The 3,114-nt window shown below is 62.3% G+C and carries 3 protein-coding genes; 2 read left to right on the top strand and 1 reads right to left on the bottom strand.

The window, feature by feature from the left end:
- Positions 1–167 precede the first annotated feature (167 nt).
- Both istA and istB read left to right on the top strand, forming a co-directional pair.
- Complete coding sequence (gene istA / locus PHQ87_RS15365; RefSeq protein ID WP_300236288.1) at positions 168–1,703, top strand: IS21 family transposase; 1,536 nt, start codon at positions 168–170, stop codon at positions 1,701–1,703.
- Positions 1,704–1,720: 17 nt separating this feature from the next.
- Complete coding sequence (gene istB / locus PHQ87_RS15360; RefSeq protein ID WP_300236285.1) at positions 1,721–2,488, top strand: IS21-like element helper ATPase IstB; 768 nt, start codon at positions 1,721–1,723, stop codon at positions 2,486–2,488.
- 308 nt (positions 2,489–2,796) lie between these two features.
- Here istB and PHQ87_RS15355 read toward each other — a convergent pair.
- On the bottom strand, positions 2,797–3,114 hold a 318-nt coding region (locus tag PHQ87_RS15355; RefSeq protein WP_300236282.1), incomplete at its 5' end, for a hypothetical protein.

Genomic DNA, 3,114 nt, shown 5'->3' with positions numbered 1-3,114 from the left:
TGAGTATTCCACGCGCATGTGGCCATCGATTCCATGAACATGTGGCCATCGATTCCACGAACATGTGGCCACTGGTTCCACGGCATGTGGCCACCCCTTTGAGATAGACCTGCGAGGCGATCTGACCCTGCCTATTCTGCGGCCCATTGAGGAAGCAGGAGGGCGAGATGGAAAGGTTGCCAATGCGCAAGATCAAGGATGTTTTACGACTTCGCGCGTCGGGGTATTCGACGCGCAGGATTGCGGACAGTCTGGGGCTGGGGCGGACGTCGACGCGGAATTATCTTCAGCGCGCCGCAGAGGCGGGGCTGTCGTGGCCTGACGTTCAGTATCTCGATGAGTGTGCTCTTGAGCGGCAGCTTTTCCACCAGGTTGCGGGTGCCGCGGATCATCCGTTCGTCATGCCGGACTGGGCAGAGATCAACCGAGAGTTGAAGCGCTCTGGCGTCACCCTGCGCCTGCTTTGGGAAGAATATCGGGCCTGTCACCCTGATGACGGGTATGGGTATTCCGCCTGGTGCCAGCATTACCGCGCGTGGGTGAAGCGGCTGTCCCCCTCCATGCGCCAGCGCCATGTCGCAGGCGAGAAGCTGTTCGTCGACTATTCCGGCGTGCGCATGGAGGTGACGGATCCCGCCACTGGCACACGGCGTCCCGTCGAGTTGTTCGTCGCCGTTTTGGGCGCGTCGAATTACACCTATGCCGAGGCAAGCTGGAGCCAGACGCTGCCGGACTGGATCGGTGCGCATGTCCGCGCGTTCGAATTCTTCGGCGGTGCGCCGGCCCTGATCGTGTCGGACAATCTCAAATCCGCCGTGGTGCGCGCCTGCTTTCATGAACCTGGCGTCAATCGCAGCTACACCGATCTTGCACGCCACTATCAGACGGCCATTCTCCCCGCTCGGCCTTATAAACCAAAGGACAAATCGAAGGCGGAAGGCGGGGTGCTGCTGGTCCAGCGCTGGATTGTCGCGCGGCTGCGCAATCAGGTCTTCTTTTCGCTGGAAGAGTTGAACGCGGCCATTCGTGGCGCACTGACGCAGCTGAATGCCCGCGTCAGCCGTCACCTTGGGGCTTCACGCCAGCAGCTCTTCGAGCAATTGGATCAACCCGCCCTGATCCCGCTTCCGCCGACACGCCATGTTCATGCCGATTGGCGATCGGTCACCGTCGGGGCCGATTATCACATCCGCATTCTGGACCATTACTATTCCGTTCCCTACGGCCTCGCGCGTGCGGCCCTTTGGGTGCGGATCACGACCAGCACCGTCGAGGCGTTTCAGGGCGGCAAGCGTGTCGCCAGCCATCAGCGCGCAGGGCCCGGGGACGGGCGCGACACGACGGTAAAGGCGCATATGCCTGCCAAACACCGCCACTATGCCGAGATGACCGCCGAGAAAGTGCAGACCGATGCACAAAAGGTCGGACCGAATGTGGCCACGTTGGTCGAGGTCATCCTGCGCAACAAGCCAAGGCCGGAACAGGGCATCCGCGCCTGTGTCGGCATCCTCAGGCTGAAACGCGGCTCTGGCCCGGAACGGCTGGATGCGGCCTGTGCCCGGGCATTGGCGCTCAATGCCTGCTCGCTCAAATCCGTCACCTCCATCCTGAAGAACCGCCTCGAGACCCAGCCCGTCGAGACTGCGCCGGAGGCACCCGCCATTGCCCACGCGAACATTCGCGGGGCGCATTATTTCCACTGAGCCAAAGGAGACATCAAATGCTCACACACCCCACCCATGAGGCGCTGCGCACGCTCAAACTTGACGGCATGGCCGAGGTTTTTGCAGAGCTGCTGGCCCGTGACGGCAGCCGGCAGATGGACCCGGTCGAATGGATCGGGCTGATGCTCGATCGCGAAAGTGCTGCCCGAGACAGCCGTCGCTTCCAGACCCGCCTGGCCGCAGCAAAACTGCGCGAGAGCAGCGCCTGCATGGAAGATGTCGATTATCGCGCCGCCCGCAAGCTGGACCGTGCGCTGTTTCAGAGCCTGCAAGACGGCGCCTGGATCTCCAGACATCGCAGCATCCTGATCACCGGCCCCTGCGGGGTCGGCAAATCCTGGCTGGCCTGCGCGCTCGGTCACGAGGCCTGCAGGCAGGGCAAGGTCACCCTCTACTTCCGCATGCCCCGCCTCTTCAGCGAGCTGGCCACAGCGCGTGGTGACGGCAGCTTCGAGCGCATCTTCCGCAAGATCGTGCGCGCCGATGTTGTGATCCTCGATGACTGGGGCCCCGAACAGATGACCGCCAGCCAGCGGCGCGACCTGATGGAAATCGTGGATGACCGTTACGGCCGCAAGGCAACCATCGTCACAAGTCAACTGCCGGTAGAAAAGTGGTATGACATCATCGGCGATCCGACCTTCGCCGATGCGATCCTCGACAGGTTGGTCCATCACGCCCACAGGATCGCGCTCGACGGCCCCTCAATGCGCAAAAATCCTCGGCCTGAGATAGTTGGTGACACCAATGAGGCAGAGCAATGATCAGCTTGTCGCGCTCAGGCTTTGCCCACAGGGCCCACCCACGCGCCCGCCGCCGCCAGCTATTTGGTAAGCGCTGCGCCGGGCGCGCGGGTCCCCCCATGGACAAAGCCGCATCAGCCACCGCTATTGACCCAAGCGGTGAAATCACGTCATGAATAACGCGCCTCGCAGATCACCTCACGGGGGTGGCCACATGCCGTGGAACAGGTGGCCACATGTTCGTGGAACAGGTGGCCAAGTGCCGTGGAATACTCACCAGCGCGCATGCCCGGCTTGAATGCCCATTTGTGTGTTGCCCTCGCCATCATTTACAACCTCCCCGCCATGCGCCGGGCGTTGGTCTCGATGGCCTCGGCTGTCTGTGCAACGTAGCCTTTCGTGGCACCGGGAAGCGCGCTCACCTCGGCCGTGATCTTCTCCCGGTTGGCCACCAGTGCATCGACGATCTGTTGCACACGGTTCTTCACATCGGTGGGGCGATAGCCGACGTCTCGGGCGATGGCTTCCCAGTGTCCTCCGGCAACCATGTCCGGATTGCGCTTCTTGCCGTCGATGGATTGGGCATAAGCCTTTACGACATGGGGCCAGGACAGCACCGTCGAGACGTCATAAAGGGGCGCCAGGCG

This window comes from Hydrogenophaga sp., from assembly GCF_028698005.1.
In the GTDB taxonomy this organism is placed as follows: Bacteria; Pseudomonadota; Gammaproteobacteria; order Burkholderiales; family Burkholderiaceae_C; genus Hydrogenophaga.
Note: the sequence above shows the minus strand (reverse complement) of the source record. Positions and strands in the feature narration are given on the sequence as shown.